This is a genomic window from Streptomyces sp. NPDC049627 (assembly GCF_044465645.1).
In the GTDB taxonomy this organism is placed as follows: Bacteria; Actinomycetota; Actinomycetes; order Streptomycetales; family Streptomycetaceae; genus Streptomyces.
In genome coordinates this window covers 115,229-140,962 of the sequence record NZ_JBITLW010000021.1, presented here as the reverse complement: position 1 = coordinate 140,962, position 25,734 = coordinate 115,229, and the positions used below count along the sequence as shown (strand labels likewise).

General features: G+C 71.7%; 24 protein-coding genes. 8 read left to right on the top strand and 16 right to left on the bottom strand.

Annotation, left to right across the window (positions count from 1 at the left end; all coding sequences use genetic code 11):
• Positions 1 to 190 precede the first annotated feature (190 nt).
• Positions 191 to 805 carry a hypothetical protein gene (locus tag ACIBU0_RS41420; RefSeq protein WP_398829286.1) on the top strand — a complete coding sequence of 205 codons (615 nt, stop codon included), beginning with the start codon at positions 191 to 193 and terminating at the stop codon, positions 803 to 805.
• Between the two features lie 171 nt (positions 806 to 976).
• Here ACIBU0_RS41420 and ACIBU0_RS41415 read toward each other — a convergent pair whose 3' ends face one another.
• Complete coding sequence (locus ACIBU0_RS41415; RefSeq protein ID WP_398829283.1) at positions 977 to 1,108, bottom strand: hypothetical protein; 132 nt, start codon at positions 1,106 to 1,108, stop codon at positions 977 to 979.
• A gap of 84 nt (positions 1,109 to 1,192) precedes the next feature.
• On the opposite strand from ACIBU0_RS41415, the gene ACIBU0_RS41410 reads away from it, so the two are divergent.
• A complete protein-coding gene (locus ACIBU0_RS41410) occupies positions 1,193 to 1,480 on the top strand; it encodes a hypothetical protein (RefSeq protein ID WP_398829281.1) in 288 nt (95 codons plus the stop codon).
• Between the two features lie 12 nt (positions 1,481 to 1,492).
• On the opposite strand, the gene ACIBU0_RS41405 is transcribed toward ACIBU0_RS41410, so the two are convergent.
• Together ACIBU0_RS41405 and ACIBU0_RS41400 are read right to left on the bottom strand one after the other, a co-directional pair.
• Positions 1,493 to 2,731, bottom strand: coding sequence for an ROK family protein (locus tag ACIBU0_RS41405; RefSeq protein ID WP_398829279.1), 1,239 nt, complete (start codon positions 2,729 to 2,731; stop codon positions 1,493 to 1,495).
• Between the two features lie 36 nt (positions 2,732 to 2,767).
• Positions 2,768 to 3,424, bottom strand: coding sequence for an alpha-ketoglutarate-dependent dioxygenase AlkB family protein (locus ACIBU0_RS41400; RefSeq protein WP_398829276.1), 657 nt, complete (start codon positions 3,422 to 3,424; stop codon positions 2,768 to 2,770).
• Between the two features lie 102 nt (positions 3,425 to 3,526).
• Between ACIBU0_RS41400 and ACIBU0_RS41395 the strand changes: the two genes are divergently transcribed.
• The gene (locus ACIBU0_RS41395; RefSeq protein WP_398829324.1) at positions 3,527 to 4,660 is read left to right on the top strand and encodes a methyltransferase; all 1,134 of its coding nucleotides are present in this window, start codon (positions 3,527 to 3,529) and stop codon (positions 4,658 to 4,660) included.
• Positions 4,661 to 4,663: 3 nt separating this feature from the next.
• Here ACIBU0_RS41395 and ACIBU0_RS41390 read toward each other — a convergent pair whose 3' ends face one another.
• Positions 4,664 to 5,518: a ketose-bisphosphate aldolase gene (locus ACIBU0_RS41390; protein ID WP_398829273.1), complete on the bottom strand. Its 855-nt coding sequence runs from the start codon at positions 5,516 to 5,518 to the stop codon at positions 4,664 to 4,666.
• A 9-nt stretch (positions 5,519 to 5,527) separates the two neighbouring features.
• On the bottom strand, positions 5,528 to 6,409 hold the full coding sequence (locus tag ACIBU0_RS41385) for an SIS domain-containing protein (protein ID WP_398829271.1): 882 nt from the start codon (positions 6,407 to 6,409) through the stop codon (positions 5,528 to 5,530).
• A 121-nt stretch (positions 6,410 to 6,530) separates the two neighbouring features.
• Between ACIBU0_RS41385 and ACIBU0_RS41380 the strand changes: the two genes are divergently transcribed.
• Together ACIBU0_RS41380 and ACIBU0_RS41375 are read left to right on the top strand one after the other, a co-directional pair.
• Positions 6,531 to 7,310 carry a DeoR/GlpR family DNA-binding transcription regulator gene (locus ACIBU0_RS41380; RefSeq protein WP_398829269.1) on the top strand — a complete coding sequence of 260 codons (780 nt, stop codon included), beginning with the start codon at positions 6,531 to 6,533 and terminating at the stop codon, positions 7,308 to 7,310.
• A gap of 90 nt (positions 7,311 to 7,400) precedes the next feature.
• A complete protein-coding gene (locus ACIBU0_RS41375) occupies positions 7,401 to 9,236 on the top strand; it encodes a glycoside hydrolase family 15 protein (protein ID WP_398829266.1) in 1,836 nt (611 codons plus the stop codon).
• Positions 9,237 to 9,365: 129 nt separating this feature from the next.
• Here the strand turns inward: ACIBU0_RS41375 and ACIBU0_RS41370 are convergent, their stop codons facing one another.
• Positions 9,366 to 10,361, bottom strand: a complete 996-nt coding sequence (locus ACIBU0_RS41370) for a hypothetical protein (RefSeq protein ID WP_398829264.1) — start codon at positions 10,359 to 10,361, stop codon at positions 9,366 to 9,368.
• Positions 10,362 to 10,571: 210 nt separating this feature from the next.
• Here ACIBU0_RS41370 and ACIBU0_RS41365 point away from each other — a divergent pair, with 210 nt between their 5' ends.
• Together ACIBU0_RS41365 and ACIBU0_RS41360 are read left to right on the top strand one after the other, a co-directional pair.
• Positions 10,572 to 10,787, top strand: coding sequence for a heavy-metal-associated domain-containing protein (locus ACIBU0_RS41365; RefSeq protein WP_398829262.1), 216 nt, complete (start codon positions 10,572 to 10,574; stop codon positions 10,785 to 10,787).
• Positions 10,788 to 10,855: 68 nt separating this feature from the next.
• The gene (locus tag ACIBU0_RS41360) at positions 10,856 to 13,111 is read left to right on the top strand and encodes a heavy metal translocating P-type ATPase (RefSeq protein ID WP_398829260.1); all 2,256 of its coding nucleotides are present in this window, start codon (positions 10,856 to 10,858) and stop codon (positions 13,109 to 13,111) included.
• Positions 13,112 to 13,186: 75 nt separating this feature from the next.
• Here ACIBU0_RS41360 and ACIBU0_RS41355 read toward each other — a convergent pair whose 3' ends face one another.
• The 7 genes from ACIBU0_RS41355 to ACIBU0_RS41325 all read right to left on the bottom strand — a co-directional run bounded on the left by ACIBU0_RS41355 (position 13,187) and on the right by ACIBU0_RS41325 (position 19,718).
• The gene (locus tag ACIBU0_RS41355; protein WP_398829258.1) at positions 13,187 to 13,789 is read right to left on the bottom strand and encodes a hypothetical protein; all 603 of its coding nucleotides are present in this window, start codon (positions 13,787 to 13,789) and stop codon (positions 13,187 to 13,189) included.
• Positions 13,790 to 13,794: 5 nt separating this feature from the next.
• Complete coding sequence (locus tag ACIBU0_RS41350) at positions 13,795 to 14,655, bottom strand: carbohydrate ABC transporter permease (protein ID WP_398829256.1); 861 nt, start codon at positions 14,653 to 14,655, stop codon at positions 13,795 to 13,797.
• Positions 14,652 to 15,590 (bottom strand): carbohydrate ABC transporter permease, encoded by a 939-nt coding sequence (locus tag ACIBU0_RS41345; protein ID WP_398829254.1) that lies wholly within the window; start codon positions 15,588 to 15,590, stop codon positions 14,652 to 14,654. Before ACIBU0_RS41345 ends, ACIBU0_RS41350 begins: the two co-directional genes overlap by 4 nt.
• Positions 15,587 to 16,870 carry an ABC transporter substrate-binding protein gene (locus ACIBU0_RS41340; RefSeq protein WP_398829252.1) on the bottom strand — a complete coding sequence of 428 codons (1,284 nt, stop codon included), beginning with the start codon at positions 16,868 to 16,870 and terminating at the stop codon, positions 15,587 to 15,589. The genes ACIBU0_RS41345 and ACIBU0_RS41340 overlap by 4 nt, the downstream gene beginning before the upstream one ends.
• A 63-nt stretch (positions 16,871 to 16,933) precedes the next feature.
• A complete protein-coding gene (locus ACIBU0_RS41335) occupies positions 16,934 to 17,686 on the bottom strand; it encodes a cupin (RefSeq protein WP_398829250.1) in 753 nt (250 codons plus the stop codon).
• Positions 17,680 to 18,606 (bottom strand): PmoA family protein, encoded by a 927-nt coding sequence (locus ACIBU0_RS41330; protein ID WP_398829248.1) that lies wholly within the window; start codon positions 18,604 to 18,606, stop codon positions 17,680 to 17,682. Before ACIBU0_RS41330 ends, ACIBU0_RS41335 begins: the two co-directional genes overlap by 7 nt.
• Positions 18,603 to 19,718 (bottom strand): Gfo/Idh/MocA family protein, encoded by a 1,116-nt coding sequence (locus ACIBU0_RS41325; RefSeq protein ID WP_398829246.1) that lies wholly within the window; start codon positions 19,716 to 19,718, stop codon positions 18,603 to 18,605. Before ACIBU0_RS41325 ends, ACIBU0_RS41330 begins: the two co-directional genes overlap by 4 nt.
• A 298-nt stretch (positions 19,719 to 20,016) precedes the next feature.
• Between ACIBU0_RS41325 and ACIBU0_RS41320 the strand changes: the two genes are divergently transcribed.
• Positions 20,017 to 21,198, top strand: a complete 1,182-nt coding sequence (locus tag ACIBU0_RS41320) for a flavin-dependent monooxygenase (RefSeq protein WP_398829243.1) — start codon at positions 20,017 to 20,019, stop codon at positions 21,196 to 21,198.
• Here ACIBU0_RS41320 and polX read toward each other — a convergent pair.
• The 3 genes from polX to ACIBU0_RS41305 form a co-directional block, all read right to left on the bottom strand.
• Positions 21,195 to 22,940: a DNA polymerase/3'-5' exonuclease PolX gene (gene polX / locus ACIBU0_RS41315; protein ID WP_398829241.1), complete on the bottom strand. Its 1,746-nt coding sequence runs from the start codon at positions 22,938 to 22,940 to the stop codon at positions 21,195 to 21,197. The genes ACIBU0_RS41320 and polX overlap by 4 nt on opposite strands.
• An 82-nt stretch (positions 22,941 to 23,022) precedes the next feature.
• Complete coding sequence (locus ACIBU0_RS41310) at positions 23,023 to 24,258, bottom strand: DegT/DnrJ/EryC1/StrS family aminotransferase (protein ID WP_398829239.1); 1,236 nt, start codon at positions 24,256 to 24,258, stop codon at positions 23,023 to 23,025.
• 157 nt (positions 24,259 to 24,415) lie between these two features.
• A complete protein-coding gene (locus ACIBU0_RS41305; protein ID WP_398829236.1) occupies positions 24,416 to 25,543 on the bottom strand; it encodes a GNAT family N-acetyltransferase in 1,128 nt (375 codons plus the stop codon).
• Positions 25,544 to 25,734 lie beyond the last annotated feature (191 nt).

Sequence of the window (25,734 nt, the reverse complement as noted above, 5' to 3'; positions counted from 1 at the left end):
AGCAAGTAGTCCCGCCGAGCCCCCGTCGGAACCGCTCCCGCAAGACGGACTGCCCAGCCCCCCAAGCGTGTGTTGATCACAAGTCGGCTACATGCCCCTTCCCGGTCCCCCAGCCGCCGCCGCGCTCCGCAAAGACTGCCCCCACTCCGCGAGGCCGCCGGCGCCTCGCCCGCGCCGATCGAGGGAGACCATGTCCAGGCCCCAGCTCGCCCACGGGTCGTTGACGTCACTGGCGGCAGCTCTGACGCTGCTGACAACCGGCTGCGCGGAAAAGGCCGACGGCGCACAGGCCGCCGCCGACGCCTGCCGAGCGGACGGTGGCTGGTCGGCCGAGAAACAGGCGGAGTGGCTGCGCCAGGAAGTGTCGTTCCCCGACGAGGCGGCGGCCGAGGGCGCGGCGGTGGTGGTCGGTTCGCACACCGGCACGCCCCTGTGCGAACCGATCGCGGTGCAGGTTCAGTTCTGGGAGGCCACCGCCACGACGACGGGGATGGACCTGAGGTCAGTCCTGCGCATCCGCCTGACCACCGACGGAAGCAAGCCCCGGACCATCGGCTTCCCGGCGGGCCTCTCCCCGGAGGAACGCGACGACTGCACCGGCGTCCTCATGGCGACGTACCCGGGCGCACCCCTGGCGCAGACCGAACTTCCCGCCGCCACAGCCCGCTTGACGCCTGCCTCCACAACGGCGGACACCACATTCGGCACCACCCGAGTCGCCGCCCAGCGTCTCCTCCCGCCGACGACCGCGTGCAGCACACACGGAGGGCCCACACCGAACCCGTGGGGCGTCAACCATCCGTGACCCACTTCACCGACAGAACCTGTCCGTCGAGCTTCGACCCTGGCTGGACCGTGGCGCAACGAGTGCGCCCCGATGTGGGGCGATTCACCGCCGGGGTCCCACTGGGCAGGTGGGCCATGGCCATGGGTGTTCCCGTGGCCACCGGCAGTGATCGAAAGCCGTAGGCTTCTGTCACTTCCTCCAGTTCCTTCCGCAGCGCTCGAAGACCCGCAGTCGACGCAGCACGGGCATGAGCACCTCGTCGTGGCGCAGACGCAGGGATGACCACCAGGAGTGACCGCCCCGGGAGACGGAGATCCGCATGCTCCGGGCCTACCCTTGGGCATGCGCACGCCCCGCGCGCCGCCGAGCATGGAGGTGACCGGCGGGAACGGCCCAGGAGGAGCCATGCCGACTCTGCACATCGAGCATCCGATCAAGGACTTCGCCACCTGGAAGTCGGCCTTCGACCGCTTCGCCCCGCAGCGCGCGGACGCGGGCGTCCGCCACTACCGCGTCCAGCAGCCCGTCGACGACCCCAACTATGTCGTCGTGGACCTCGACTTCGACGAGGTCGCCGACGCCGAGCGGTTCCTGGGGTTCCTCAGGACGCGGGTGTGGTCCTCCGCCGAGAACGCGCCGGCGCTGGCCGGTGCGCCCCGGACGCGGATCCTGGAGACCGCCGACGAGGGATGAGTCCTCCCGGAGCTACGTCAGCGCCCCCAGCGGATCGTCCAGCACCGGCTGCCACGCCAACTCGGCCGCGCCGACCAGGCTGTTGTGGTCGAGGGTGCAGGCGAGGATCGGGACGCCGCCGCTCTGGCCCCACAGGCTGCGGTCGGCGACGACCGCGCGCAGGCGGTCGGGGTCGGCGTCGAGGAGGGTGCGGTGCAGGCCGCCGAGGATGATGCGGTCGGGGTTGAGGATGTTGACCAGGCCGGCCAGGCCCAGGCCGAGGCGGTCGATGAGGGCCTCGGTGGCCGTGCGGACCGCCGGGTCGTCGTACTGGGTGCGGATCAGGTCCTTGGCCTGCTGGAGCAGGGAGACCTCGGGCCCGGGCTCGCGTCCGGCCGCGGTGAGGAGGGCCAGCGGATCGGCCTCGACGTCGAGGCAGCCGCGGCTGCCGCAGTGGCAGGGGCGGCCCTCGGGGTTGACGGTGAGGTGGCCGACCTCCAGCGCCAGGCCCGAACTGCCGGTGTGCAGGCGGCCGTCCAGCACGAGTGCGCCGCCGACGCCCCGGTGCCCGGTGGCCACGCACAGCAGGTCGCGGGCGCCGCGGCCCGCGCCGTGCCGGTGCTCGGCGAGCGCGGCGAGGTTGACGTCGTTACCGGTGAAGGCGGGTCCGGTGATGCCGGCCTCGCGCACGCACTCCGTGAAGATCCGGCGCACGGGCGCGCCCACGGGCCAGGCGAGGTGCAGCGGATTGAGAGCCAGGCCGTCGGGTTCGGCGACCGCGGAGGGGACGGCCAGGCCGGCGCCGACGCAGCGTCTGCCCGTGGTGCGCAGGAGCTCGGCACCCGCCTCGACCACCGAGCCGAGGACCTTCGCCGGATCGGCGTCCACGATCTCGCAGCCGGGCGTGGTGGCGACGATACGGCCGCCGAGACCGACCAGCGCCGCCCGGAACCCGTCGGCGTGCACCTGCGCGGCGAGCGCGACGGGCCCGTCCTCGGCGACCGCCAGCCGGTGCGAGGGCCGCCCCTGCGAACCGGCCGCCGCGCCGGGCCGGGCATCGACCCGGATCAGCCCGAGCGCCTCCAGTTCGGCGGCGACCGCGCCGGCCGTGGCCCGGGTCACGCCGAGCTCGGCGGTGAGCACGGCACGGGTGGGCGCGCGTCCGGTGTGCACGAGCTCCAACGCGGGCCCGAGCGCACCGCGCCCCCGGTCCAGCCGCGTCCTCGAGGTGGTCCCTTCCCCCGCCGGCCGGGGGTCCGCCTTGCCGCTCATGAGGGCGAGTCTCCCATGATCCGCAGGTGTGGCGGCCTACAGCCCGCTCACTCTGAGCGTGATGTTCAACCGCCCGGTCAGCCCCAACTCCGGCGGTGCGGTGCCGGGCTGCACCTTCGGTACGCCGTGGTAGGCGAGCCGCGAGGGGCCGCCGAAGACGAAGAGGTCGCCGCTGCGCAGCTGAAGGTCCGTGTACGGCCGGGTCCGGGTCTCGGTGTTGCCGAAGCGGAAGACGCAGGTGTCGCCGAGGCTCAGGGACACCACCGGGGCGTCCGACTTCTCGTCGCTGTCGCGGTGCATGCCCATGCGGGCGTCGGCGTCGTAGAAGTTGATCAGCGCGATGTCGTACGACGTGTCGGAGCACGTTGCCTGCGACTCGCCCAGCGCCTCCCGCACCGCGCGGCGGCCCAGCTCGCCCAGCCACCCGGGGAACGGCTTGACCGGAGCGCCGTCGCCGTCGACGACCGTGCCGGCGTAGCCGTACGGGTACCAGTGCCGGCCCAGGCAGACCTGCCGGGCGGTCATCGTGCCGCCGCCGGGCGTGCGGACGGTGCGCAGGCCGGCCGGTGGGCGCGCCCATGCGCGGCAGGCCTGAAGCAGCTCGCGCTGGCTCCCGGCGTCCAGCCAGTCGGGCACGTGCACCGCGCCCGGCGCGACCTGCGTACGCTCCCGGGGGAACAGCTCGGCGTCCATGCCTTCCATCCTCCCCCACCGGCTGTGAGCTGCGGCTCGGCCGGCAGCGGGTGCGGATGTGTCCCCGGGGTCGCTTAGCCTTGACGCACGATGAACGACCGTATGACGACGCCGTGGGGCGAGCTCGCGCCGACCCGTTTCCCCGAGGACCCGCGTGACCGGCTGCGCGCCTGGGACGCCTCCGACGAGTACCTCCTCAGGCACCTGGCGGAGCAGGAGATCCCGCTGTCCGGCACGGTCGTGGTGCTCGGGGACCGCTGGGGCGCCCTCGTCACGGCGCTCGCGGCGCACCGGCCGGTGCAGATCACCGATTCCTGTCTGACGCAGGAGGCCACCCGGGCCAACCTCGCCCGGCAGGGCGTCGAGCCCGGTGCCGTCCGGCTGCTCACCACGCAGGATTCGCCGCCGGCCCGCATCGACGTCCTGCTCGTGCGGGTGCCGAAGAGCCTGGCGCTGCTGGAGGACCAGTTGCTGCGGCTGGCGCCCGCGGTGCACGAGGGCACGGTGGTCGTCGGCACGGGCATGGTGAAGGAGATCCACACCTCGACGCTGCAGTTGTTCGAGCGGATCATCGGCCCGACCCGCACCTCGCTCGCCGAGAAGAAGGCCCGGCTGATCTTCTGCACGCCTCAGCCGTCGTCGGAGCGGCCCGCGAACCCGTGGCCGTACACCTACACCCTCCCGGACGGCATCGGTGCCGTCTCGGGGCGCACGGTCGTCAATCACGCCGGGGTCTTCTGTGCCGACCGGCTCGACATCGGGACGCGGTTCTTCCTGGGGCATCTGCCGGGTGGGCAGGGCGCCCGGCGGGTGGTGGATCTCGGGTGCGGCAACGGGGTCGTGGGTACGGCGGTGGCGCTGGCGAATCCGCAGGCCGAGGTGCTGTTCGTCGACGAGTCGTTCCAGGCCGTGGCCTCGGCGGAGGCGACGTACAAGGCGAACGGGGTGCCGGGGCACGCCGAGTTCCGTGTCGGGGACGGGCTGGCGGGTGTGCCGGCCGGGAGCGTCGACCTCGTGCTCAACAATCCGCCGTTCCACTCGCACCAGGCGACGACCGACGCGACGGCCTGGCGGATGTTCACGGGGGCGCGGCGTGCGCTGCGGCCGGGCGGTGAGCTGTGGGTGATCGGCAACCGGCATCTCGGGTATCACGTGAAGCTGCGGCGGCTGTTCGGCAACAGTCGACTGGTCGCGAGCGACCCGAAGTTCGTGGTGTTGAGGGCTGTCAAACGGTAGGCCTCACGGGGACCCCAGCACCTGGATGATGCGGGCCACCGCCTGCACCATCGCCTCCCGCCCCACACTCAGGTACTTGCGTGAGTCGACCGCCTCGGGGTGGGCGGCGAGGAAGTCGCGGATGGCTGCCGTCATGGCGATGTTGAGGGCCGTGCCGACGTTGACCTTGGCGATGCCGCCCGCGACCGCCGCGGTCAGTTCGGTGTCGGGCACGCCGGAGGAGCCGTGCAGGACGAGGGGGACGTCCAGCGTGGCGGCAAGGCGTTTGAGGAGGTCGTGATCGAGGGTCGCGGTGCGGGTGGTCATGGCGTGGGAGCTGCCGACGGCGACCGCGAGGGCATCGACGCCGGAGTCGGTGACGAAGGCGTGGGCCTCGGCGGGGTCGGTGCGGGCGCCGGGGGCGTGGGCATCGAGGGGCGGCTCACCGTTCTTGCCGCCGAGGCGCCCCAACTCGGCCTCGATCCAGAGGCCTTGGGCGTGCGCCCAGTCGACGGCCGCCTTCGTCGCGGCCAGGTTGTCGGCGTACGGCAGGCGCGCCGCGTCGTACATCACGGAGCTGAAGCCGGCAGCTGGGGCCTGGCGCAGGAGGTCGTCGCTCTGGACGTGGTCGAGGTGCAGGGCGACCGGGACGGCGGCGCGCTCGGCGGCGGCGACGGCGGCGCGGGCCAGCGGCAGCAGCCGTCCGTAGCGGAACTTGACGGCGTTCTCGCTGACTTGGAGGACGACGGGTGAGCGCACGGATTCCGCACCGGCGATGACGGCCTCGACGTGCTCCAGGGTGATGATGTTGAAGGCGGCGACGGCGGAGCGGGCCTGTGCGGCGCGGCTGATGAGCTCACCGGTGGTCACGAGGGGCACGAGCTCTCCTTAGGGCGCGAGGATGACCGAGCGGGTGAGGTGGCGCGGCCGGTCCGGGTCCAGACCGCGCAGCGCGGCGACGGCGACCGCGAGCCGCTGGGCGCGCACCAGTTCGGCGAGCGGGTCGAGGCGGCCCTCGATCCACCACCCGCCCGTGGCGCGCACCTGGTCGGCCAGCCCCTCGGGTGCCTCGCCGAACATCCAGGTGGCGGTGGAGTCCGTGGTGATGCTGATCGGGCCGTGCCGGTACTCCATCGCCGGGTAGGCCTCGGTCCAGGACAGCGACGCCTCGCGCATCTTCAGCCCGGCCTCATTGGCCAGGCCGACGGTCCAGCCACGGCCCAGGAAGGTGAACTGGGTGCACTGCGCGAGCCCTTCGGGCAGGTCGGTGGCGAGCGCGGTGCGGGCGTCGGCCACGGCCGCGTCGGTGTGCAGGCCTAGGTGGGCGCGGAGCAGGGTGAGAGCGGTGGTGGCGAACCGGGTCTGCACTACGGACCGTTCGTCCGCGTAGTCCAGGACGACGACCTCGTCCGCGGACGCCATGACGGGCGTGTCCGGGTCGGCGGTGACGGCCGTGGTGCGCGTCCGCCCCTTCAACCGGTCGAGCAGGTCGAGGACCTCGGTGGTGGTGCCGGAGCGACTGAGGGCGAGGACCCGGTCGTAGGCCCGCCCCTGCGGGAACTCCGACGCGGCGAAGGCGTCCGTCTCCCCCTGGCCCGATCCCTCGCGCAGTGCGGCGAACGCCTGCCCCATGAAGTACGACGTCCCGCAGCCGACGATCGCGACCCGCTCCCCCGGCGCCGGCAGGACCCCGCCGAGGCCGGTCGCCTCCGCCGCGGCGCGGGTCCAGCACTCGGGCTGGCTGCTCAGCTCGTCCTCGACATGTGTCATACCGCCACCCTCCCCGATCCTGATTGTTCCTGCAAGATATCGCCGAGTTTCGAGCAACATCAAGCAATTCTGCAGGAGTGGTGTGCGCTAAGGTCGCCGGAGATCGAGGAAGGGAGGGCGGATGTCGCGCGATGACCGCTGGAAGGCGCTGCTGGAGCTGCTCGTCGAGCGGGGCCGGCTGGACGTCGAGCAGGCGGCCGCCGAGCTGCAGGTCTCGGCCGCCACGATCCGGCGCGACTTCGACCAGCTCGCCGAGCAGCAGATGCTCGTCCGCACGCGGGGCGGCGCGGTCGTGCACGGGGTGTCGTACGAACTGCCGCTGCGCTACAAGACGGCCCGGCACGCCTCCGAGAAGCAGCGCGTGGCGAAGGCGGTGGCCGGCCTCATCGCGCCCGGCGAGGCGGTCGGGCTGACCGGCGGGACCACGACCACCGAGGTGGCGCGCGCCCTGGCCGTGCGCGGCGACCTGGCGTCCGGGACGCCCGCGCTGACCGTCGTCACGAACGCGCTCAACATCGCCAATGAGCTGGCCGTGCGACCCCAGTTCAAGATCGTGGTGACCGGCGGGGTCGCGCGCCCCCAGTCGTACGAGCTCGTCGGACCGCTCGCGGACGGGGTGCTCGCCCAGATCACGATCGACGTGGCGGTGCTCGGCGTCGTCGCCTTCGACGTCACGCACGGCGCCGCCGCGCACGACGAGGCGGAGGCGGCGATCAACCGGCTGCTGTGCGAGCGGGCCGAGCGGGTGATCGTGGCCGCGGACTCCAGCAAGCTGGGCCGACGGGCGTTCGCCCGGATCTGCGCGGCCGACGCGGTGGACACGCTGGTCACGGACACCGCGGTCGACACGGAGACGGTGCGGCGCTTCGAGGAGGCGGGTCTGAAGGTCATCGCGGTCTGACCGGCGGTCCCGCGCCCGATCCGGGCACTCGTCCGCCCGATGCGACCTACGCTGGGTGCGAGGCGCATGGCGGGCCCCAGGGAGGCTGCGATGAGCACGACACCGATCGACCACGGCGGACCGGCGGCTTCGCGGTATCTGCCGATCGCCGAGCACGGACTGATCGGCGATCTGCGCAGTGTGGCCCTGGTCGGGACGGACGGCACGATCGACTGGTACTGCTGCCCGGCCTTCGACGCTCCGAGCGTCTTCGCGGCGATCCTGGACGCGGAGCGGGGCGGATGCTTCGAGCTGGCGGCCGCGGTGCCGGCGAAGACCAAGCAGTTCTACTTCCCCGACACCAACGTCCTGATCACACGGTTCTTCACCGCCGACGGCGTCGGCGAGGTGCAGGACTTCATGCCGGTCGACGGCGACTCGGTCGAGGCGGAACGCCACCGGCTGATCCGGCGTGTGGTGTGCGTCCGCGGGTCCATCCCGTTCCGGACGCGCGTGGCGCCGCGTTTCGACTACGGCGCCGCGCCGCACACCGTCCGGATGGTCGGCGACGTCGCAGTCTTCGAGTCGGAGAAGCTGTCGCTCGGGCTGACCGCGACCGTGCCGCTGGAGGTCGACGGCCTGGACACGTGCGCCGAGTTCAAGCTCGCCCAGGGCGAGTCGGCGGTGTTCGCACTGGACCAGGTGGGCGGCGAGCTGACCCCGCGCCGGTGCGCGCGGATCGAGGCCGAGGAGCAGTTCAACAGCACGGTGGCGTACTGGCGGCGCTGGCTGTCGGCCTCCAAGTACCGGGGCCGCTGGCGGGAGATGGTGCACCGCTCCGCCCTCACCCTGAAGCTGCTCACCTACGCGCCCACCGGCGCCATCGTGGCCGCACCGACGGCAAGCCTGCCCGAGCAGCTCGGCGGCGAGCGCAACTGGGACTACCGGTACGTGTGGGTGCGCGACGCCGCGTTCTGCGTGTACGCCCTGCTGCGGCTGGGCTTCACGGGTGAGGCCGAGGCGTTCATGAGGTTCCTGACCCAGTACGTCAGCCGGGGCGACGGCTGTCACGCCGGTCCGCTGCAGATCATGTACGGCATCGACGGCCGCACCGATCTCACCGAGCGCGAACTCGACCACCTGGAGGGACATCGCGGATCCGCCCCGGTGCGGATCGGCAACGCCGCGGCCGACCAGCTCCAACTGGACATCTACGGCGCGCTGATCGACTCCATCTACCTCTACGACAAGTGGGCGGAGCCGATCTCCAGCGACCAGTGGGACGACGTGTGCGGACTGGTGGACTGGGTGTGCGCGAACTGGGACCAGCCCGACGAGGGCGTCTGGGAGACCCGTGGCGGCCGCAAGAACTTCCTGTACTCGCGGCTGATGTGCTGGGTGGCGATCGAGCGGGCCATCCGCATGGCCAACCGGCGCGGCCTGCCCGCCGATCTGCCGCGCTGGCGGGAGTGCCGGGACGCCATCTACCGGCGGATCATGAAGCGTGGCTGGTCCGAGCGGCGCCAGGCCTTCGTCCAGCACGAGGACGGCGACGTGCTCGACGCGGCCGTGCTGATGATGCCGCTGTCGAAGTTCATCGCGCCGACCGACCCCAAGTGGCTGTCCACCCTGGACGCCCTCACCCAGGAGCTGGTGTCCGACTCGCTGGTCTACCGCTACGACCCGACGGCCAGCCCCGACGGACTGCGCGGCGACGAGGGCACGTTCTCGATCTGCTCGTTCTGGTACGTCGAGGCCATGGTCCGGGCCGGTCGGATCGACGAGGCCCGGCTCGCCTTCGAGAAGATGCTGACGTACGCCAACCATCTGGGCCTGTACGCCGAGGAGATCAGCCGGACCGGCGAGCAACAGGGCAACTTCCCGCAGGCGTTCACCCATCTCGCGCTGATCAGTGCGGCCTTCAACCTGGACCGTGCCCTGGGATGAGACGCGCGGTCAGGTGCCGCCCTGGAGATAGATCCCGGCGGTGACGTCGGGGCCGGTCTCCACGCGCGTGGTCGCGGGAGATGGGGGACGGCGTGGCGGGCGGCCTCGGGTGCACATCCAGCGCACCCCTCAGTGCCCGTGTCCGGGGGTTTCCGCGTGCGCGGACTCGGTCCCCTCTGCGGACTCGTGCGCTGACCCCCTTGGCTTCTGTGCGGTGGCCGAGGTTCCGGCCCGCACCGTGAACGCCGCGGTGTGCACCTCGCCCTCGTGCTTGAAGTCGAGGAACAGGCGGTACGTGCCGCCGCTCGGCGCCGTGGCCGTGAACGAGATCTCCGGGCCGGGCTTCGTCGTGCCGTCGCCGGGTTCGCCGTTCGGGTGGACGTGGAGGTAGGCGAGGTCGCCGGAGCGCAGGGCGACCAGATGGCCGTAGGCACCGAGGTAGGGCTGGAGGTTCGTCACCGGGCGGCCGCCCCGCGAGACGTTCAGCTTCAGCTCGCTCGCCTTGCCGGGGAGCAGACCTCCGCTCAGACGGACCTCGTAGCCGTCGATCCTCACGGTGGAGTTCGACGCGGGCAGTTTCTGCGGCCGGTAGGAGCCCGAGGCCGCCAGGTCGGCGCCGAGGGTGAGGTTCTCGGCACCCTTCTTCGCCGGGGTGAAGTCGGCGAAGACGCGGTAGCCGCCCGCGCGGGGCAGTTCGAGCGGGATGCTCCAGGTGCCGTCGGCGGCGCGGGTGGGGTGCAGATGGCGGTAGGTGACCAGATCGCGTGAGGCCACGATGAGGTGGAGTTCCTTGTCGTGCTCGCGCTGGTAGGCGGTGACGGCGCGGCCGCCGCTGTCGCGGATGACGAAGCGCAGGTCGGCGCGGGTCCCGGCGGTGACGTTCGGGGTCCTCAGGTCGAGGGTGTAGCCGCCCTCGGAGATCTGCAGCCCGCCGGGCGGCTCGGCCTGATGCCCGCCGTGGCCGCCCCCTCCCTCCGGCGCCGACGACGCCTCGGTGTGGCTGTCGTGGCGGGCCGGCGTGGGGTCATCGACCACGGGGTCGAGGCCCTTGCCCACGCCGTAGGCGGTGCCGAAGGTCGCGGCCAGCGCGGCGGCGAACGCGGTGATCTTCAGTCCGGCATGCATGGCGGTCTCCTGTGGTCCAGGCCCTTCGGAAGGACGGGGTATGGGCTTTCAATGCAGCTCACCATACCCCCGGGGGGTACTAAGTCAAGCCCGATTCAGACCTTGCATTACTTACCCCCTGGGGGTATACAGGACTCCGGCAAGCATACCCCCGCCCCGTATGGCATGCCTTATCGGGGCCGACACGCAACCGCACACCCGGGAGGACCCATGTCCACGACCACCTACGCCGTCTCCGGTATGAGCTGCGGCCACTGCAAGGCCACCCTCACCAAGGTCATCGGCGAGCTGGACGGCGTCACCGAGGTGGGCGTCGATCTCGCGGCCGGCCAGGTCACCGTCACCAGCACCGCCGAGCCCGACGACGCCCGGATCGCCGAGGTCGTCGACGAAGCCGGCTACGAGCTGACCGGCCGCGCCGCCTGACCCGCCCCCGAACCGTCCGGGGCTCGGCCGCACCGGGCCCCGGACCCCACCCCGCACGAGGAGCAGCGATGACCACCACCGCGTCCCACCCCACCACCGAGGTAGAACTCGCCATCGGCGGCATGACCTGCGCCTCGTGCGCGGCGCGCATCGAGAAGAAGCTGAACCGCATGGACGGCGTGACCGCCACCGTCAACTACGCCACCGAGAAGGCCAAGGTCAGCTACGGCGGCGACACCTCCGTCCAGGACCTGATCGCCACCGTCGAGGCGACCGGGTACACCGCGCAGGAGCCTGCACCGCCCGTGCGCGACGCCCCGGAGCACAGCACGGACGACGATGAACTACGGCCCCTGCGGCAGCGGTTGGTCACCGCCGTGACGCTGGCCGTCCCCGTCATCGCGATGGCCATGGTCCCCGCCCTGCAGTTCGAGTACTGGCAGTGGCTGTCGCTGACTCTGGCGGCGCCCGTCGTGACGTACGCGGCATGGCCCTTCCACAAGGCGGCGTTCACCAATCTGCGGCACGGCGCCGCCACCATGGACACGCTGATATCGGTCGGTACGTCGGCCGCGTTCCTGTGGTCGCTGTGGGCGCTGTTCCTCGGCAGCGCGGGCGAGCCGGGCATGACGCACCCCTTCGAGCTGACCATCTCCCGCGGTGACGGCTCCGGGAACATCTATCTGGAGGCGGCCGCCGGAGTCACCGCCTTCATCCTGGCCGGGCGCTACTTCGAGGCCCGCTCCAAGCGCAGGGCGGGCGCCGCGCTCAAGGCCCTGCTGGAACTGGGCGCCAAGGACGTCACCGTCCTGCGCGCCGACGGCACCGAACAGACCGTTCCGGTCTCGGAGTTGAAGGTCGGCGACCGCTTCCTCGTGCGTCCCGGCGAGAAGATCGCCACCGACGGGACGGTCGTCGAGGGTTCGTCGGCGGTGGACGCCTCGATGCTCACCGGCGAGTCCGTGCCGGTCGAGGTCGCCGAGGGCGACCCGGTCACCGGCGCCACGCTCAACGCGGGCGGTCGCCTCGTCGTCGAGGCCACCCGCGTGGGCGCCGACACCCAACTCGCCCGGATGGCCGCGCTGGTGGAGGACGCGCAGAACGGCAAGGCCGCGGCGCAGCGGCTCGCGGACCGGATCTCCGCCGTCTTCGTGCCGGTCGTCATCGCCCTCGCCCTCGGCACCCTCGGCTTCTGGCTCGGCAACGGAGCCGGACCGGCCGCAGCCTTCACCGCCGCGGTCGCCGTACTGATCATCGCCTGCCCGTGCGCCCTGGGGCTGGCCACGCCGACCGCGCTGATGGTGGGCACCGGGCGGGGTGCCCAGCTCGGCATCCTGATCAAGGGCCCGGAGGTGCTGGAGTCCACGCGCAAGGTGGACACGATCGTCCTCGACAAGACGGGCACCGTCACCACCGGCCGGATGACGCTGCTGGCGGTGCACGCCGCGGACAACCCCGGCGAGGCCGAAGTCCTGCGGCTCGCCGGGGCGCTGGAGCACTCCTCCGAGCACCCGATCGCCCGCGCGGTGGCCGACGCCGCGCTGGAGAAGCTGGGGTCGCTGCCGACGCCGGAGGACTTCGCGAACGTGCCCGGTCTCGGCGTCCAGGGCATCGTCGACGGTCACGCCGTCCTGGTGGGCCGGGAGCGGCTGCTGGAGGACTGGGCGATGGAACTGCCGGAGGACCTGCGGCGGGTCAAGTCCGAGGCCGAGGCATCCGGTCGTACCGCCATCGCGGTCGCCTGGGACGGGGAGGCGCGGGCGGTCCTGGAGGTCGCCGACGCGGTGAAGGAAACCAGCCCGGAGGCGATCCGCCGGCTGCGCGCCCTGGGCCTCACCCCGATCCTGCTGACCGGCGACAACAAGGCCGTCGCCGACGCCGTCGCCCGTGAGGTCGGCATCGCGCCCGAAGAGGTCATCGCCGAGGTGCTGCCGCAGGACAAGGCCGATGTCGTCAAGCGGCTGCAGGGCGAGGGCCGTTCGGTCGCCATGGTCGGCGACGGCGTCAACGACGCGGCCGCACTGGCCCAGGCCGACCTGGGCCTGGCCATGGGCACCGGCACGGACGCCGCGATCGAGGCCGGTGACCTGACCCTGGTGCGCGGTGACCTGCGCGTCGCCGCCGACGCGATCCGCCTCGCCCGCAGGACGCTGGGCACCATCCGGTCGAACCTGTTCTGGGCCTTCGCCTACAACGTCGCCGCCCTGCCGCTCGCCGCGGCCGGACTGCTCAACCCGATGATCGCCGGAGCGGCCATGGCCTTCTCGTCGGTCTTCGTCGTGGCCAACTCGCTGCGGCTGCGGTCGTTCCGGGCGGCGAACTGACTCCTACCGACTGGCTCCTCACGAAGCAAGGGAGCGCCGCGCAAGCGGCGCCCCCTTGTCTTCCTGTACGGTCTCTCAGCCGCTCCTGGACATGCCGGCCCGTCGGATATGAACCGCAGTCAGGGCCAAGGCCAACGGTCCCGGCGCCAGGAAGGCGAGCGGCAGCAGCATCCACGCGCACAGGGCGGCCGTCGCGACCGCCAGCAGCACCAGTCCGCTGCCGCCCGGGTCCGCCACACCGTCCCGCGCTGCCTCCCGCACGGCAGTCGGCCAGTCCGTGAGCGACTCGGGGCGGGCGCAGGCCCTGAGACCCACGACCAGGGCTGCCGCCCCGATGGCACCCGCCGCCACCGCGAACAGCGGCGCCCCCGGCAGCCCCGCCCCCGCCAGCGCCAGGTCGGCGGCGAACAGCAGCGCGCCCGCGAGGGCGACGGCGCCCGCCATGAGATCACCGGCCCGCAGCCGTCGCCGTAGCAGCTCGAAGTACCTCCCGGCGGTGGCCGGTTGCCCCTCCCCCGCGCCTCGCAGCACCGCGCACGCGGTCGACAACGCGGCCGGGAGCGTCACCACGGGCAGGCTCACGACGGCTGTCGCGAGGCCGACGCTCAGCATGTCGGCGAACAGGGTCATCCGCGGGCCGAAGACCTCGCCCGGCTCACGGGAGGAAAGGTCACGCATCCCGCTCACCCCTTGAGCCCGGAGCTCGCCATGCCCTCCACCAGGAAACGCTGGAAGGCGAGGAAGAACAGCACGATCGGCAGCAGCGCGATCACGGACATCGCGAACATCGGGCCGAACGCCGAGGTGCTGGAGGCGTCCACGAACGACCGCAGGGCGAGCGTGAGCGTGAACTTGTCCGGGTCGAAGAGGTAGATGAGCTGGGTGAAGAAGTCGTTCCACGTCCAGATGAAGGTGAAGATCGCCGTGGTGATCAGCGCGGGGCGGGTGAGGGGCAGCACCACCTTGAAGAAGCTGCGGAAGGGGCCGCAGCCGTCGATGCGGGCCGCTTCTTCCAGCTCGCGCGGCAGTCCACGCATGAACTGCACGATGAGGAAGACGAAGAAGGCTTCCGTGGCGAGGAACTTCGGCAGGATCAGCGGCCAGTAGGTGTTCACCAGGCCGAGTTGGTTGAAGATGATGTACTGCGGGATCAGCACCGCGTGGTGCGGCAGCATGATCGTCGCGATCATGAAGGCGAACAGCGGTCCGCGGAAGCGGAACCTGAGGCGCGCGAAGGCGTAGGCGGCGAGCGAGCAGCTGATCACGTTGCCGAGGACGGCGCCGCCCGCGATGAGCAGCGAGTTGCCGAGCAGCCGCCAGATCGAGACGTCGTTCACGCCGTCGAGCGCGGTCTTGTAGTTGGACCACTCCAGGTGGCTGGGCAGCAGGTTCAGGCTCGCGATGACCTCGTCGGCGGGCTTGAGCGAGGTGGCCAGCAGCCACGCCAGCGGGTAGAGCATCACGAGCAGCGCGACCAGGCAGCCGACGTGCAGGACGATCCGGCCCCGGCGAACCGGCTTGTGGGCTACGGCGGTCGATGTCATCGGTCCCCCTCGGAGGCGTAGAAGACCCAGGAGCGCGAGGTGCGGAACAGCACCGCCGTGACGGCGCCGATGACGATCAGCAGCACCCACGCCATGGCGGAGGCGTAGCCCATGTGGGAGGCGACGAAGCCGCGGTCGTAGAGGTAGAGGGTGTAGACGAGGGTCGAGTCGGCGGGGCCGCCCTTGCCGGCACTGAGCGCGAAGGCGGGTGTGAAGACCTGGAAGGCCTGGATGGTCTGCAGAACGAGGTTGAAGAACAGGACCGGGGACAGCATGGGCACGGTGACGGACAGGAACTGCCGCCATTTCCCGGCCCCGTCCACGGCCGCCGCCTCGTACAGCTCGCCGGGGATCTGCTGGAGGCCCGCGAGGAAGATGACCATCGGGGCCCCGAACTGCCACACCGTCAGCAGCGCCACGGCGAGCAGTGCCCAGCCGGGCTTGTTGACCCAGCCGCCGGTGCCGAGCAGGTTGTCCACGGTGCCGCCGTCGTTGAAGACGGCGCGCCAGACGAGGGCGATGGACATCGACGCGCCGAGCAGCGAGGGGGCATAGAACGCGGACCGGTAGAAGCCCTTGCCGCGTCTCATGCCCTTCAGGGCGAGCGCGACGACGAGGGCGAGCGCGAGTTGCAGGGGTACGGCGATGACGACGTACGTCAGGGTGGTCAGCACCGAGCGCCAGTAGCGCGGGTCCTCGGTGAACATCTGGACGTAGTTGCGCAGTCCCACCCAGCGCGGCGGGTTGAACAGGTCGTAGTCGGTGAAGGACAGGTACAGCGACACGGCCATCGGCAGCAGGGTCAGGACGGTCGCGCCGAGCACCCACGGGGAGAGGAACACCCAGGCGGGGCCCTGGCGTTCGCGCCTGGGACGGCGTTTCGGGGTGGCGGCGGTGGCGGGCCGCGCCTTGGTGGGGATCGTGGTGGTGGTCATGACCTCAGCTCCGCCTTCGCCTCGGTGATGTAGTTCTCGGCCGCCTCGCGGGGCGACATGCGCTCGTACGACACCTGGTCGTAGTCGCGCTGGAAGGTGGCCTGCAGGGCGTTGTCACCCGAGGGCGGGGCCTGCGGCGGGTCCTTGAGGGAGCCCTCCAGGGAGGCCTGGTAGGCGGAGATCGTCTTGTCGAAGTCCTTCAGTTGCGGCTCGATCGACTCGCGGACGGACTCGTTGACCGGTATGCCGCGGGTGGCGCCGAGGATCTTCGCGGCCTTAGCGTCGTTGATGAGGAAGTCGACGAGCTGGGCGGCCTCCTTCGGGTGAGCGGTGCCCGCGCCGACGCCGAGGAACATCGACGGCTTGAAGTACTGGCCGGGGGTGCCGTCCTCGCCGGTCGGCATCGGGGCGAGCGCGATGCCGCTCGGTATCAGGGCGAGGAAGCCGCTGGCGGGTGCGTCCCAGTTGGCGTCGGTGACGGCCTTGCCGCGCCCGAGCGGGGTGTTCTCCACGGAGCCGTCGAGCTGCGTGGTCTGCTCGGCGGGCGAGACGACTCCCTCACGCCGGAGTGTGTCGGTGAAGGTCCACCAGCGGGTGAGGTCGTCGGCCGTGAAGCCGAGCCGGCCGTCCTTCGTGTAGAGGGACTTGCCCCGGCCGCGCAGCCACACCTCGAAGGCGTCCTCGCTCTGGCCGGGGTCGGTGGCGCCGGGCTTGCCGGTCTTCTCCGCCAACGCCCGCATGGTGTCGGCCCATTCGCTCCAGGTCCAGCTCCTGCCCGGGAGCGGCACGCCGGACTCCTTCCACGCCTTGACGTCGTAGGCGACGGTCTCGGTGCCGCGGCCCTGCGGAATCGCGTACTGCCTGCCGTCCAGCCGGCCGGTGGCGAGCAGTCCCGGGTCGATCTCACCGGTGCGCAGTACGGCCTTCTGCCGCGCCAGGACGAGCAGGACGCCGCCGGAGGCGTACTGGTCGATCTGCCGGTAGTCGAGCTGCATCACGTCGGGGGCGTCGCCGCCCGCGGCCTGGGTGGCGAGCTTCTGCTTGTAGGCCTCGTAGGCCGAGAACGACGTCTGTACCCGGATGTCCGGGTGCTGTTTCTCGAACAGGGCGACGGCCTGCTCGGTCCGCTCCGCGCGGTCGGGGTTGCCCCACCACGTGTAGCGCAGCACGACCTTGCCGCCGCCGACCGACTCCCCGGATCCTGAGCAGCCGGCCGGCACCGCGCAGAGCACGAGTGCGGCGGCCGATGCGCAGAACCCCTTTGTCCTGTGTCCGGGCATGCCGAGGTCACCTCTCTTCTCCTCGGTCCTTCTGTTGGCCCCCCTCCGGCCCCCCTGAGGCTGTTACTCGCCTTGGTACGGCAGCGTGGTCCCTGGCAGGTTGTACTCGTCCCGGCGACCGCACATCCCGAATCCGCCGACCCTGGTGGGCTCGGCCTCGTACGCGGTCGCCTCGCCGAGATACGCCGGTTCGCCCGCCTCCAGCGCATCCAGCTGGGCGCCCGTGCGCTCGGCCGTGGCGCGCGCACCCGCCCGCCACAGCTCCTGCCACTTCGGCACCTTGGCCCGCACCAGCCTGGCCGCGGCGCGCTGGAATTCCAGGTACGGGCCGTTGTCACCGGCGACGAGGGCCTCCCGCAGGGAGACGTAGCCCTCGACGGCGAGGTCCCTGCGGCGCCGCGCGGCAGCCGCCGTGTCCGGTCCCGTGCCGGGCGGGAGCGTGGCCTCGGCCGCGTAACGCTCCGCATCCGCCAGCACGTCCGGCGGGAACGTGAAGACGGCGTCCCCCGCCTCGGGCAGCCCGCTGTTCTGCATCAGCACCGTGACGCGCAGATCCCCGCCCTGCACCATCCGGTGCACGGTCCCGGGCGTGAACCAGGCGACCGAGCCCGGCTCCAGAGGGATCTCCCGGTAGCCGTCGGGGCTCAGCGTCTGCACGGCGCCCCGCCCGCCCGTGACGACGTACGCCTCCGTGCACACCAGATGCAGATGCGGGCTGCCGCCGCACACGCCGTCGGCGGCCTCCCAGTCGTAGGCGCTGAGGTGGGACAGGCCGACGGCGCCGGGCAGGGGATGCGGAAGGGCCGGCTTCACCACGGCAGCCCCTCCAGGTGAGCGCCCACCCGCTCCCGGTCCCAGGCCCCGTCGGCGAAGACCACGCGGTAGCGGTACGCGAAGGACTCGCCCGCAGGCAGCTCGAACTCCTCGAAGAACGCCCAGGAGAACGCCACCGTCGGGAACGGCTCCGAGCGGACGAACCAGTGCGACTCGTGGATCGCGGACCGCTCGTCGAGGTTTTCGGGCGCGTGCGCGAAGACGATCGTGGAGTGGCCGTCGACGTCGTCGTGCTCGGTGGTGAAGGCGAGCCACGGGCCCTGACTGCCCATCAGCTTCTCGGCGTCCGCGTCGGATTGCGGGGCGAGGACGGTACCGCCGGTGAAGTCGCGCGGTCCGCGCCACTGCAGGCCCGTGTAGCCGGCCATCTCCCGGCCCGCGGTCGTCGGGGAGCCGAACGCGAGTGGCTGGTCACGGACGTTGGTCAGCTTGATCGACCAGTCCAGGGCCCAGGCACCCGCCTCCTCGTCGACCGAGTGGACGGCGATGCCGCGCACCTCCCGCGCCCACTCCGCGCCGCCGTTCTCGACCCAGGTGAGCTCCTCACTGAAGGAGAGCCGGTCGTCCGCGACCGTGAACTGCGCGAAGCCGTCGTGCCGCATCGAGCCGACCCGCTCCGGCAGGGGCAGGTAACCCTGGCCGTGCACGTAGCAGTTGCCGCCCCAGAAGTTCTGCCCCGACAGATGGCTCGCCGTCATCTGCAGGCCCTTGTGCCAGCGGTGGTCGCTGGGCCGGTAGCCGGTCACGGTGTGCCCTGCGAGGGTGCGCACGGGATGGGCATAGGGCTTGCGGGACTCGAAGGCCTCCGGGTCGGGGCGGTAGACGTACCGCAGGATCTCGGTGCCGTTCGCGGCCGTCACCGAGATGTGGTCGCCGTGCGCGTGGGTGACGCGGATGCTCATGCGCGCTCCTTGGGGGCCCAGTGGGGGTGGTCGCCGTGCATGGCCGGGTAGAAGGGGTCGCCGGGCGTGATCTCGCCCGCGAGCACGGGGCGGCCCGTGAACGCGGCCTTGTAGAGGGCCGCGGCGAAGTCGAGGGTGGCCCGGGCGTCCGGGCCGCTGCCGGGCGGGCGGACACCGTTGTCGTAGGCGTCGAGGAGGGCTCCGAGCTGTGCCGTGTGCGAGCTGGGCAGGTCGGCCGCGGGGCTGCGCCAGGCGGTCGCGCGCTCGGAGGGGACGTGCGGGGCCGGGGTGTAGACCCAGTCGTCGTTGCGGTGGCCGTACAGGTGGGTGAGCTCGACGGTCGCGTCGGCGCAGTCGATGCGGATGCGGCTGACCTCGTGCGGGGACAGCACGCTGTTGACGACGGTGGCCAGGGCGCCGTTCTCGAACCGGACGAGGGCCGTCGAGACGTCCTCGCTCTCCGTGTCGTGCACCAGGCGCGCGGCCATGGCCCGCATCTCCGCCCACGGGCCGAGCAGATGCAGCAGCAGGTCGAACTGGTGGATGCCGTGCCCCATGGTGGGCCCGCCGCCTTCGCTGGCCCACTTCCCGCGCCACGGCACCGCGTAGTACGCGGCGTCGCGGTGCCAGGTCGTCTGGCAGTGCGCGACCAGCGGGGCGCCCAGCTCACCGTCCGCGATCAGCTCACGCGCGTGCACGGCGCCGGAGCCGTACCGGTGCTGGAAGATCACCGACGCGTACGCCCCCGACGCCTCCTCGGCCGCCGCGATGTCGTCGTACTCGGCGAGCGACAGGCACAGCGGCTTCTCGCACAGGACCCAGGCGCCCGCCTTGAGCGCGGCGACCGTCTGCTCCCGGTGCAGCGACGGCGGCGTGCCGATCAGGACCAGGTCGGGGCGTACGGCGTCCAGCATGGCGTCCGTCGAGGTGTATCCGGCGACCTGCTCGCCCGCGAGCTGCCGGAAGGCGTCCAGCCGGGCCTGGTCCACATCGACGGCGGCGACCAGCTCCACCCGGTCCGCGTGGTGTCTCAGCGCGGGGAGATGGCTGCCGCTGACGATGGCGCCGGTGCCGATCACGGCGACGCGGCGGCGGGCGGGACTTGGGGACATGCAGTTCTCCTCGGACGGCCGGCGGACAGCCCGCTTCAGAAAGCGCTTGCACTTCGAGGGCGACCCTAGGCAGGGACCTAATGTCAGGACAACCCCTCTGCGGCGAGATGGACAAAGCCCGACCCGTACGGCTTCCGCCCACCGTCGGCACGCTGCCCTCCCCGGCCCCGGCTCAAACGGACAAGATCGCCGGACGGCTCTGGATAGTGGAATGCCTCAACTCCGGCTCCTGGAGGGGGCGTTGACAGCCCGCGGAATCCGCGTCACGGTGATGACCCGTCGCTCCCGGGAGGTCGCCATGGCAGCAGCCGGTACCGATGCGGATTTAGTGGCGCGGGTACGCTCCCTGCGGCCACTCGTCCGCGAACACGCGGTGCGCGCGGAACAGCAGCGGCGGGTGGCGCCAGAGGTCGCCGCCGCGCTGGCGGAGGCCGGGATCCACCGGATGAACGTCCCCCGGCGGTACGGCGGCCACCAGAGCCGGCTGCGCACCCAGGTGGACGCGGTCGCCGAGATCGCCGCGGCCTGCGGCTCGACCGCGTTCAAGACGATGATCCAGGCCGGCTGCTCCTACATCGCGGCGCTGTTCCCCGACGAGGCGCAGGACGAGATCTTCACCAGCCCGGACGTCAGGGTCGGCGGCACGCTCGTCCCGGACGCGACGGCGGTCCGCTCGGACGACGGCTACGTCGTCAGCGGCACGTCCGCCTTCGCCACCGGCTGCCACGACGCCGACTGGCACCTCCTGACGGTCCGCGTCCGGTCCGAGTCCGGCGACGGGCCGCCCGAGGTGCTGTGGACCGCCGTACCGATGGCCGAGCTGGAGATCCTCGACGACTGGTACGTCTCGGGGCTGGCCGCAAGCGGCAGCAACAGCGTCGTGGCGCGGGACGTGCTCGTGCCCGCTCACCGGGTCCTGCCGGTCGGGCCGCTGCTGGGCGGCGCGTTCCCGTCGAAGGCCAACGCCGAGGACCCGTTCTACCGGATGCCCGTCCTGCTGCTGTTCTGCGCCTGGACCGCGCCGATCGCGCTCGGCCTGGCCCGCTCGGCGCTGGCGGAGTTCACCGAGCGCAGTCACCGGCGGGGCATCACGTACACCTTCCACCAGCGCCAGAACGAGGCGACGGTCACCCATCTCCAGGTGGCCGAGGCGGCCATGAAGATCTCCTGCGCCGAGTTGCTGACCGCCGACTACGTCGCCCTGATCGAGGCGCGGGCCGGGTCCGGCGAACCGTACACGCCCGAGGAGCGGGCCAGGATCCGGGCGCAGAGCGGCTATGTCACGCGCCTGTGCAAGGAGGCCGTCGATCTGCTGGGCTCCGCGTCCGGGGCCTCGTCGCTGCACCGGGAGGTGCCCGTCCAGCGGGCCGTGCGCGACCTGCACGCGCTGAGTCTTCACTCGTTCGTGAATCCGGCCACCAACCTGGAGATCTACGGCCGGGTGCTGTCCGGGCTCGACCCGGGTACGCCGTTCATCTAGAGCGTTTCTGCCCCTGCCAGGAACCGCCGCAGCCGGGTCAGCGGCCAGGTGTTGATCACGTCGTCCTCGGTGAGCCAGCCGCGCTGTGCCGTGCCCACGCCGTAGCGCAGGTTGGCCAGGTGGATGACGGCGTGTGCGTCGCTGTCGACGGCGAACTTCACCCCGTGCCGCCTGGCCCGCAGGATGTCCTCGTCGCGCAGGTCGAGCCGGTCGGGGTGGGAGTTGATCTCCAGGGCCGTGCCGGTGCGCGCGCAGGCGGCGAAGACCGCGTCGAGGTCGGCGTCGACGGCGGGGCGCTTGCCGATGATGCGGGTGGTGGGGTGGCCGATGATGTGGACGTGCGGGTTCTCGCAGGCCCGGACGATGCGCCGGGTCATCGCCTCGCGGCCCTGGTTGAAGTGCGAGTGCACGGACGCCACGCACAGGTCGAAGCCGGCGAGGAACTCCGCCGGCCAGTCGACGTCCCCGTCGGGGCCGATGTTCAGCTCCGCGCCGTGCAGCACCCGCATGCCGCCCCGCTTGCCGCCCTTGCCGTACGCACGGTCGAGTTCGCGGACGCGTTCGCGCTGGGCCAGGATCCGCTCGTCGGTCATCCGCTGCATGGCCATGTCGGGCCCGTGGTCGGTGACCGCGTAGTAGGCGTAGCCGCGCTCGGCGGCCGCGGCGACCATCTCCTCCAGCGACGCGAGCCCGTCGGTGAGGTCGGTGTGGGTGTGCAGATCGCCCCGGATGTCCTCCTCCTGGATCAGGCCGGGCAGCTCGCCGCGCAGCCCGGCCTCGATCTCGCCGCGGTCCTCGCGCAGGGTCGGCGGGATCCAGGGCAGGCCGAGGCGGGCGTACACGTCCTCCTCGGTCTCGGAGACGATCTTCTTGCCGCTCTCGACGTCGAAGAGCCCGTACTCGGAGAGCTTGAGCTTCTTGTGGACGGCCATCTCCCGGGTGCGGATGTTGTGCGCCTTGGAGCCGGTGAAGTACTGCATGGCCGCGCCCCAGGAGTCCGGCGGTACGACGCGCAGATCCACCTGGAGGCCCTTGCTGGTGCGGATCGACGTCTTCTTCTCGCCGTGCGCGATGACCTCCGAGACGTACGACAGCTCGGTGAAGGCCCGCATCACCGGCTCCGCCCGCTGCGCCGCGACGAGGATGTCGATGTCGCCGATCGTCTCGCGGACGCGGCGCAGCGACCCGGCGTAGGAGCACCGCTTGCAGCCGGTGACCTGCGACATCTCGGCGACGATGTCCTCGGCGAGGCTCATGGCGACGTCGATCAGGACCCGGTCGCCGGAGGACTGCAGCAGGGAGATGCCGTGCAGGATGTTCTCCTCGGTCTTCGGCCCGAAGCCCTTCAGGTCGCGCAGCCGCTCCTCGTGGATGGCGTCCGCCAGTTCCTCGGTGGTGGAGATGCCCAGCTCCTCGTAGAGGACCAGGGCCTTCTTCGGGCCGAGCGTGGGGATCGCCGTGAGCTGCCGGACCCCGGCGGGGATCTTCGCCCGCAGTTCCTCGACGGAGGACACCTGGCCGGTGCCGAAGTACTCGATGATCTTCTGGGCGGTCGACTTGCCGACGTTGGGGATCTCCTGGAGCCCCTTCACGTCGAGCGTGGACACGTCGGCGTGATAGCCGCCGATCGACCGAGCGGCCTTTTCGTAGGTACGCGCCCTGAACGCGTCTCCTCCGGTGATGGAGATCAGATCCGCGTACTCCTGGAACAGCGCGGCGACCTCGTCGTTGGACCGAGCCACACCTCCAGGGTAGGCAGGGTGCGGCCGGGCGGCGCGCGCCGGACGGACCCGGGCGCGCGGACCGCCGTTTGCCTACTGGTCCCTACTGGCCCAGGGGCGTGGGCGGCGTGGTCGTGGTGTCGAACACGGGCGTGGTCGGCATCGGCGGGTGTGCGGGCGTCGCCCGTTCCTTCGCCAGGGCGCCTGCGATCCTGCGGGCCAGAAGGGGGTCGGCGGGCAGGGTGTGGGAGGCGAACCAGCGGGCGCCGGAGGGGTCGGGGGACGGTTCGACGAACTCGGCGCCCGCGTAGTCGTCGAGCGGCGGGTCGTAGACGTATCCCGCGACCACACCATGGCTCACCAGGCGATCGAGGAGAACGTCGCGGTCGTGGACCAGGAGCGGCACCCGGAACAGGGACGGCGGGCCGTCGGCCGCCCGGTCGCGCAGGGCCGGGGTGGCCCAGGTGGTGCCCGCCAGCAGGGAGACACCGGCCCGGCGCCGGGCGAGGTCGCCGTCGAGCAGGGACATCCGCAGCTCCAACTGCCCCCGGACCAGGGCCCCGTGACGGGAGCGGAAGCCGTGCAGGTCGACCCGTACCCAGGGCTCGTACGCGGTCAGGCTCGGCGCCTGGCGCGCACTGCCGGCGAGGCGGGGCGCGTGCAGGGCCATCCGGAAGTCGTCGCGCTCCAGCAGGTTCAGGCGCTGCATCGTGCGCCACACGGGCCGCACCAGGTGGAGCGTGCGGACGGCGGACCGCGCCAGGGGGCGCAACGTGGTGGCCAGGTCGTCGCGCAGCCGGCGCGGCGTCAGCAGGTCGTCGCGCAGCAGCTCCAGTTCCCGCCGGGTGCGCGTGTCCTCGACGGCGAGGAAACCGCCGGCCATCGCCGCCACATGCTTGGACAGGCTGAACGCCGCCGCCGTGCCGAACGTCCCGATCGGCTGCCCGTCCACATGCGTGCCGATGGCGTGCGCCGCGTCCTCGAACAGGGGGATCCCCAACGCGTCACAGCGGCGGCGCAGTTCGACGATGCGGTCGGGCATGCCGTACAGGTTCGTGGTCAGGACGGCGTCGACGTTGCGCCAGGTCGACTCGGGTACGGCGGCCGGGTCGATGTTGCCGTCCCACTGGGACACGGGAGCCTGCACGGGGCGCAGTCCGGCCGCGAGCACGACGAAGAGGATCACGTCGTCGTTCACCGGGGACATCAGCACCCGGGCGCCCGGCCGGCACCAGCGCCGCAACGCCAGGTACAGGGCGAGTCGGGCCGACGGCGTGTAGACGCATTCGCGTCCGATACGCCGTGTCATCATCGCGGCGAGCCGCGATCCGTACGGCATGGTCACCTCTTCCGTGGAAGGGTACGAAGAAGGATCGCCCGGTGCGGGCGGGCGCACACGCGGGGGTCGGTCGAGGCCGCTGTGCGGGGAGTTGGAGACAGCGAGGGGCCGGGATACGGCGCCGACGCGTGACGTTGACGAACGAGCGGGGCCCGGCTCAGCGGGCGCGGGCTCCCACGCCCGGTGGATGGGTCGGGCCCGAGGTGCGCAGTGTTCCGACGGTTTTCAGCAGCCGGTCGGCGGGCTCGCGCAGCCTGGGGTGGGCCAGGACCGTGTTCCGCAGGCCGCGCACCGGTCTGCGCCACATCCGGTGGGCCGCCGCCACCGGGTGAGCGCGCGCCGCGAACCCTTCGGCCACACGGAGTTCACGGGTCTTGAGCCAGTCCTTGTACTCCTTCTCGCCGCGTCCCATGTCCATGAGCGTCACACCGTCACGGCCCGCGGCCTCGGCCATCCTCAGGTGCATCATCAGTCCGGGCGAGTAGTAGCCGAACTCGGGGTCGTAGGCGGTGAACCAGGCCGCGAACACCGTGCGCGACCGCGGCCCGAAGTGGGCGGCGACCGGCCGGTCACCGGCGTACACCACGGACAGGACGCCGGTGAAGTACTCCTCGCGGACCTGGAAGAGGTGCTCGACCAGATCGACGATCCACGGTCTGGAGAACCGGTCCATCCGCCCCGTCCTGCGGTACTGGGCGGACTTCCAGCGCATGAGCGTGCGCAGCACACGCGGGTCGCGCTCGTCGTAGACGAACCGCACCTCGCCCGCGTCCCGGCCCAGCCGGCGCTCCTTCTTCAGCGTCGTCTTGGCCAGCCCCGGGTACGTGGCCCGCAGCCACTCCGGGTAGCCGCCCTCGCCGGGCTTCAGGTCGAGCACGGGGGAGGCGAACGTCCCCGTGATGTACGGGGCGAACGGCTGCTGCTCCTCCACGAGGTGATCGAACTCGAAGACGGACAGCCCGCAGGCCCGCAGCAGGTGCCGGGTGTCCCAGGTGACGCCCGGCCGGTGCACCAGCGCCTGGCAGTCGGACAGCCCCAGCCCGATGGCCCGCCCGACGCCGTACGCGTTGCGCTCGTACGGGAAGAAGCCGACGGCCTCGCCGTTCTCGTGGAGCACCGCCACCCGCGCTCCGCCGCGGTACCTGCCCACACCGATCGTGAACTCCGGCGCCAGAAAGGGATTGGCGTAGTCCGGCGACTCGTCCATCGCCCGGTGCCAGGCCCGGACCTGCGACTCGCTCAGCTCCTCGGGTCTGTGAATCGTGATGGCGTTCGTGGACCGCATGGCGACCGCTCCCCCCGGAATCCCCCCAAGGCGCGCTTATCGGCGCCTCGCCACATTTTCCCCCAAGTCGAACCCTGTGGCGAGGCTCAAACGTCGCGAAACAGTACGCACGCTGTCAAGGTGCCGGTACGAACCTTTAGCTGCGCTTGGTGTGTTCGGCACCCTTCTGCTCAACTCGCTTCTCTCGTAAC

Excerpts from the sequence above, each read along its gene's own strand:
- ACIBU0_RS41420 (WP_398829286.1), top strand. The coding sequence starts at position 191 with ATGTCCAGGCCCCAGCTCGCCCACGGGTCGTTGACGTCACTGGCGGCA.
- ACIBU0_RS41410 (WP_398829281.1), top strand. The coding sequence starts at position 1,193 with ATGCCGACTCTGCACATCGAGCATCCGATCAAGGACTTCGCCACCTGG.
- ACIBU0_RS41345 (WP_398829254.1), bottom strand. The coding sequence starts at position 15,590 with ATGACCACCACCACGATCCCCACCAAGGCGCGGCCCGCCACCGCCGCC.
- ACIBU0_RS41330 (WP_398829248.1), bottom strand. The coding sequence starts at position 18,606 with ATGAGCATCCGCGTCACCCACGCGCACGGCGACCACATCTCGGTGACG.
- ACIBU0_RS41350 (WP_398829256.1), bottom strand. The coding sequence starts at position 14,655 with ATGACATCGACCGCCGTAGCCCACAAGCCGGTTCGCCGGGGCCGGATC.
- ACIBU0_RS41375 (WP_398829266.1), top strand. The coding sequence starts at position 7,401 with ATGAGCACGACACCGATCGACCACGGCGGACCGGCGGCTTCGCGGTAT.
- ACIBU0_RS41310 (WP_398829239.1), bottom strand. The coding sequence starts at position 24,258 with ATGCCGTACGGATCGCGGCTCGCCGCGATGATGACACGGCGTATCGGA.
- ACIBU0_RS41380 (WP_398829269.1), top strand. The coding sequence starts at position 6,531 with ATGTCGCGCGATGACCGCTGGAAGGCGCTGCTGGAGCTGCTCGTCGAG.
- ACIBU0_RS41305 (WP_398829236.1), bottom strand. The coding sequence starts at position 25,543 with ATGCGGTCCACGAACGCCATCACGATTCACAGACCCGAGGAGCTGAGC.
- ACIBU0_RS41320 (WP_398829243.1), top strand. The coding sequence starts at position 20,017 with ATGGCAGCAGCCGGTACCGATGCGGATTTAGTGGCGCGGGTACGCTCC.
- ACIBU0_RS41385 (WP_398829271.1), bottom strand. The coding sequence starts at position 6,409 with ATGACACATGTCGAGGACGAGCTGAGCAGCCAGCCCGAGTGCTGGACC.
- ACIBU0_RS41400 (WP_398829276.1), bottom strand. The coding sequence starts at position 3,424 with ATGGACGCCGAGCTGTTCCCCCGGGAGCGTACGCAGGTCGCGCCGGGC.
- ACIBU0_RS41360 (WP_398829260.1), top strand. The coding sequence starts at position 10,856 with ATGACCACCACCGCGTCCCACCCCACCACCGAGGTAGAACTCGCCATC.
- ACIBU0_RS41355 (WP_398829258.1), bottom strand. The coding sequence starts at position 13,789 with ATGCGTGACCTTTCCTCCCGTGAGCCGGGCGAGGTCTTCGGCCCGCGG.
- ACIBU0_RS41370 (WP_398829264.1), bottom strand. The coding sequence starts at position 10,361 with ATGCATGCCGGACTGAAGATCACCGCGTTCGCCGCCGCGCTGGCCGCG.
- ACIBU0_RS41405 (WP_398829279.1), bottom strand. The coding sequence starts at position 2,731 with ATGAGCGGCAAGGCGGACCCCCGGCCGGCGGGGGAAGGGACCACCTCG.
- ACIBU0_RS41395 (WP_398829324.1), top strand. The coding sequence starts at position 3,527 with ATGACGACGCCGTGGGGCGAGCTCGCGCCGACCCGTTTCCCCGAGGAC.
- ACIBU0_RS41340 (WP_398829252.1), bottom strand. The coding sequence starts at position 16,870 with ATGCCCGGACACAGGACAAAGGGGTTCTGCGCATCGGCCGCCGCACTC.
- ACIBU0_RS41325 (WP_398829246.1), bottom strand. The coding sequence starts at position 19,718 with ATGTCCCCAAGTCCCGCCCGCCGCCGCGTCGCCGTGATCGGCACCGGC.
- ACIBU0_RS41365 (WP_398829262.1), top strand. The coding sequence starts at position 10,572 with ATGTCCACGACCACCTACGCCGTCTCCGGTATGAGCTGCGGCCACTGC.
- ACIBU0_RS41415 (WP_398829283.1), bottom strand. The coding sequence starts at position 1,108 with ATGCGGATCTCCGTCTCCCGGGGCGGTCACTCCTGGTGGTCATCCCTG.